This window comes from Streptomyces nanshensis, assembly GCF_001751255.1.
In the GTDB taxonomy this organism is placed as follows: domain Bacteria; phylum Actinomycetota; class Actinomycetes; order Streptomycetales; family Streptomycetaceae; genus Streptomyces; species Streptomyces nanshensis_A.
The window spans coordinates 1-5,184 of record NZ_LJGW01000058.1; the positions used below are offsets into that span (position 1 = coordinate 1).

At 75.2% G+C, this 5,184-nt stretch carries 1 protein-coding gene and 1 pseudogene; both read right to left on the minus strand.

The genetic code is table 11. From position 1 onward, the window contains the following. Positions 1-4,321: pseudogene (locus tag AN218_RS02955) on the minus strand (type I polyketide synthase); the annotation flags it as partial. A 65-nt stretch (positions 4,322-4,386) separates the two neighbouring features. Continuing rightward, a partial coding sequence (locus AN218_RS38690) for an acyl carrier protein (RefSeq protein WP_216311712.1) occupies positions 4,387-5,184 on the minus strand: 798 nt, incomplete at its 5' end.

Here is a 5,184-nt window from a genome sequence, read left to right on the forward strand (position 1 = left end):
GGTCGGCGACGTCCGCGGCGGTGATGCGCACGTCGGCGCCCAGCGCGGTGAGTTCGGCGGCCAGTTCGTCCGCGCCGGGCGCGTCGGGTCCGCGGCGGGAGACCAGCAGCAGTGAGCAGTTCTCGTGGGCGGCGAGCCGGCGGGCGACGTGTCCGCCCAGCGCTCCGGTGCCTCCGGTGATCAGGACGGTGCCGGTGGGCGTCCAGTCGTCGCCGGGCGGTGCGGCCTGCGGAGCGGTGGTCAGCCTGCGGGCGAGCACCTCTCCGGGGCCGATGAGGACCTGGTCGTCGGCGGCCGGTCCGCCGGCGCCGCCGGCGAGCAGGCCGCCGAGGCGGCGTACCGTCTCCTCCTGTGGAGGCTCGTCCGGCAGCCCGATCAGGCCGCCCCAGCGGTCCGGGAGTTCGAGTGCCGCGACCCGGCCCAGGCCCCAGACGGCGGCGGTGTCGGGGTCCTGCCGGGGGTCTCCGGTCAGGCACCAGGTGCGGGCGTCGATCCCGGCGTCGTCGAGCGCCTGGAGCGCGACGAGCAGGGTCTCCGCCCGGGACGTCAGGACGAGCACCCCGGTGTACGGGCCGGCGGGGATCGCGCCGGCCAGCGCGGCACGGTCGGGCTCGGGGCCCGTGCCGAGGGTGGTGGCCCGTTCCAGCAGCCCGTCGGGCCAGGAGGTGCCGGCGGTCGCGTCCAGCACCAGCCACGAGCCGGGAACGGCGGTGGCCTCGGGCGTCTCGGCGAGCGGCTGCCAGACCACCTCGTGACGCCAGGAGTCCAGGCGGCTGCCGACCGCGTTCCGGATGCGGGCGCGCTCGACCTCGCGCAGTACCACGCCGGCCGCGAGCGCGCAGACGCCGTCGGTGGTGGCCGCCTCGACGTCGACGTCGGTGCCGGTGATCCGCAGCCGGACCCGCAGGGCACCGGCGCCGGTCGTGTGCACGGCGGCACGGGCGAAGGTGAACGGCAGCCGGACCCGGTCCCGGTAGGAGCCGTCGGTCAGCGGCAGTACGTGCAGGACGCTGTCGAGCAGCGCGGGGTGGAAGGCGAACCGGGCGTCCTGCCGTCCTTCGGGCAGGGCGACCTCGGCGTACACGTACTCGTCGAGCCGCCACACGGAGCGCAGTCCGCGGAAGGCCGGTCCGTAGCGGTAGCCCTGCGCGGTGAGCCGGTCGTAGTGGCCGTCCAGCGGCACGGGTTCGGCGCCGGCGGGCGGCCAGACGCCTGCGGCCCAGTCGGCGGGGGGCGGCGGCGCGGCGGCGCCCAGGGTGCCGGTGGCGTGACCGGTCCAGCCGCCGTCGTCGCGGCGGGAGCGGATGACGAAGTCGCGGGCCGCCGTGCCCTCGTCGGGCGCCACCCACACCTGCACGTCCACGCCGCCGTCGGGCAGGACGAGCGGTGCTTCGAGGACGAGGTCGGTGACCTCTCCTGCGCCGGCCTGGGCGGCGGCGCTCGCGGCGAGTTCCAGGAAGCCGGTGCCCGGGAAGAGCACGGTGTCGTACACGGCGTGGTCGGCCAGCCACGGGTCGGCGGAGGGCGAGAGCCGTCCCGTGAACAGCACGCCGCCGGAGCCCGGAAGGTCGGCGGCGCCGGACAGGACGGGGTGCTCCAGGCCGTTCATCCCGGCGCCGGAGGGCGGCGGCGCGGCGAGCCAGTAGGTGCGGCGCTGGAAGGCGTACGTGGGCAGGTCGACCTGGGTGCGGCCGGGGAGTACGGCGGCCCAGTCCACGGCGGCGCCGTGGGCGTGCGCGGAGCCGAGCGCCGAGAGCACGGTGCCGGCTTCGGAGCGGTCACGGCGGCAGCAGGCCAGGGCGGTGCGCTCTCCCGCCATGGGGGTCAGTGCGGCGTCGGGGCCGGTCTCGACGAGCACGCCGCCGGCCGGGAGCTTCTCCAGGGCGTCGCCGAAGCGGACGGTGGCGCGGATGTGGTCGACCCAGTAGGCGGGAGCGCTGACCGGCTCGTCGGTGGCGGCGGAGGCGGCGAAGCCGACGGCGGGCTCGTGGAAGTCGAGTTCTCGTACGACGGCGGCGAACTCGTCGAGCACGGGGTCCATCAGCGGGGAGTGGAAGGCGTGGCTGACCCGCAGCCGTGTGGTGCGCCGCCCCTTCTCGCGCCAGTGCGCGGTGACCGCCTCGACGGCGTCCTCGTCGCCGGAGACGACCACGGCGCCGGGCCCGTTGACCGCGGCGAGCGCCACCCGGCCGTCCAGGGTGGGGAGGATCTCCTCCTCGTCGGCGGCGACGGCCGCCATGGCGCCGCCCTCGGGCAGCGCCTGCATCAGCCTGCCGCGTGCCACGGCCATCCGTGCGCCGTGCTCGGCGCTGAGCACTCCGGCGACCACCGCGGCGGCGATCTCGCCGACCGAGTGCCCCGCGACGGCGGTGACGGTGACGCCCCAGGACTGCCACAGCCGGGCCAGCGCCAGTTCGAAAGCGAAGAGCGCGGGCTGGGCGTACTCGGTGCGCTCCAGCACCTCCGCCGGCTCCTCCCACATCACCTCACGCAACGGGCGGCCCAGCAGCGGATCCACCACCGCGCACACCTCGTCCAAAGCCGCGGCGAACACCGGGAAACGCTCCGCCAGTTCACGCCCCATCCCCGGACGCTGCGCACCCTGACCCGAGAAGATCAGGGACACCCCGCCGGGGGCGGCGGTGACCGGTTCGACGTCGGACAGCGCGGACAGGAGCTGGTCGCGGTCGCCGCAGACCGCGGCACGGTGGTCGAAGCGGGCACGGGTGCCCGCCAGTGTCCAGGCGACGTCGTCGAGCCGCAGCTCCGGACGGTCCAGCAGGTGGCCGCGCAGTGCGGCGGCCTGGTCGCGCACCGCCTGCGGCGTCCTGCCCGACAGCACGAGGGGAACCGGTCCGGCGGCCGGACGCTCCGCGTGCTGCTCCGGCTGCCCGCCGCCGCTCTCCGGCTGTGCGTCGTCCGCGTCCGGCCGCCGGCCGGTGAACTCCTCCAGGATCACGTGCGCGTTGGTGCCGCTCATGCCGAAGGAGGAGACCGCGGCCCGGCGCGGGTGGCCGCCGCGCTCCCAGGGGCGGGCGTCCTCCAGCAGCCGGACGGTGCCCGCGGACCAGTCGACCTCGTCGGTCGGGGTGTCCGCGTACAGGCTCCTGGGCATGGTGCCGTGCCGCATCGCGAGGATGGACTTGATGATGCCGGCGGCGCCGGCCGCGGCCTGGGTATGGCCGATGTTGGACTTGAGCGAGCCGAGGTGGATCGGGTCGTCCGCGGTGCGGCTGGTGCCGTAGGTGGCGATCAGCGCCTGTGCCTCGATGGGGTCGCCCAGGCGGGTACCGGTGCCGTGCGCCTCGATCAGGTCGACCTCGGACGCGGGGACGCGGGCGCTGGTCAGGGCGGCCTCGATGAGGCGCTGCTGGGCGGGGCCGTTGGGGGCGGTCATGCCGTTGGAGGCGCCGTCCTGGTTGACCGCGGAGCCGCGGACGACGGCCAGCACGGGGTGGCCCTGCCGCAGTGCGTCGGACAGCCGTTCCACGACGAGCACGCCGACGCCCTCGGACCAGCCGGTGCCGTCGCCGTCGGCGGAGAAGGAACGGCAGCGGCCGTCCCGGGAGAGCACCCGCTGGCGGCTGTACTCCTGGAAGTAGAGCGGGGTGGACATCACGGCGACACCGCCGGCCAGCGCCATGTCGCACTCGTCGCCGCGCAGCGCCTGGCAGGCGAGGTGCAGGGAGACCAGCGAGGAGGAGCAGGCGGTGTCGACGGTGACGGCCGGGCCCTCGAACCCGAAGAGGTAGGACACGCGTCCCGCGGCGATGCTCGGGGCGCTCCCCGCCGCCAGGTAGCCCTCGAAGCCGTCGGGGGCCTGCTGGAAGCGGGTGCCGTAGTCGTGGTGCATCACGCCGGTGTAGACACCGGTGCGCGAACCGCGCCGGGCCGCCGGGTCGATGCCGGCCCGCTCCAGCGCCTCCCAACTGGTCTCCAGCAGCAGCCGCTGCTGCGGGTCCATCGACATCGCCTCGCGGGGGCTGAGGCCGAAGAAGTCGGCGTCGAAGCGGTCCACGCCGGTCAGGAAGCCGCCCTCGCGGGTGTAGGACTTGCCCACGGCGTCAGGGTCCGGGTCGTAGAGGTTGGCGACGTCCCAGCCGCGGTCCTCGGGGAAGGCGGTGATCTCGTCGCGGCCCTCGTCCACCAGCCGCCACAGATCCTCGGGGGAGGTCACCCCGCCCGGGTAGCGGCAGCCCATGCCGACCACGGCTATGGGCTCGGTGTGCTTCTCCTCCACCTCGCGCAGCCGGGTCCGGACCTTCTGGAGATCCGTCGTGGCCTTGCGCAGGTATCCGACAAGCTGCTGTTCATCGGCCATGAGGGCACCTATCGAGTGGGGTGAGCGAGGGGAGGCGGAGTGGGTGGCGGCGCGGCGGGCCGGACTCACACGTCGTCGAGTCCGTCGAGGAAGCGCATCAGCTCGTCGGCGCTGGCGCTCTCCAGGGAGGACGTCTCGGACGCGGGGCGTGCGTCCGTCTCGGCCAGCCGGTCGAGGAGCGCGCCGAGCCGGGAGGCCAGGGCGGTACGGACGGCCGGGGCCGTGAACACGGACAGCGCCGCCTTCTCCACGCGGGCGAATTCGTCCAGTACGGAGTCGGTGCCGGGCCGGGCGTCCTCCACGACGATCTCGCCGCGCAGATGCTCGGCGAGCGCCGACGGGGTCGGGTGGTCGAAGACCAGCGTGGCCGTCAGCCGAAGACCGGTGACCTCGGAGAGCCGGTTGCGCAGTTCGACGGACATCAGCGAGTCGAAGCCCAGGTCCTTCAGCGCCCGGTCGGGGGCGATGTCGCCGGCTTCCTTGTGGCCGACGACTCCGGCGACGGTGGCCTGTACGAGGTCGAGGAGGGCCGCGCCCCGGTCGCTCTCGGGCAGTGCCGCCAGTCGCTGTGCCAGGGGTTCGCCCTCGGACGGCGCCGCGGACTGCCGCGGCACCTTGGGCGCGAACCCGGACAGCAGCGGACTGGGCCGGGAGGCGGTGAACGCGGGCAGGAACCGCGGCCAGACGACGTCGGCGACCACCAGGTCGGTGCCCGCGGTGACGGCGTCGTCGAGGGCGGCGAGCGCGGCGTCCACGGCGAGGGGGATCAGGCCGCGGCGACGCAGTTCGCGTTCGACGCCGGGCTGCTCCACCATGCCGCCGCCGGACCACGGGCCCCAGGCGACGGAGACCGCGGCCCGTCC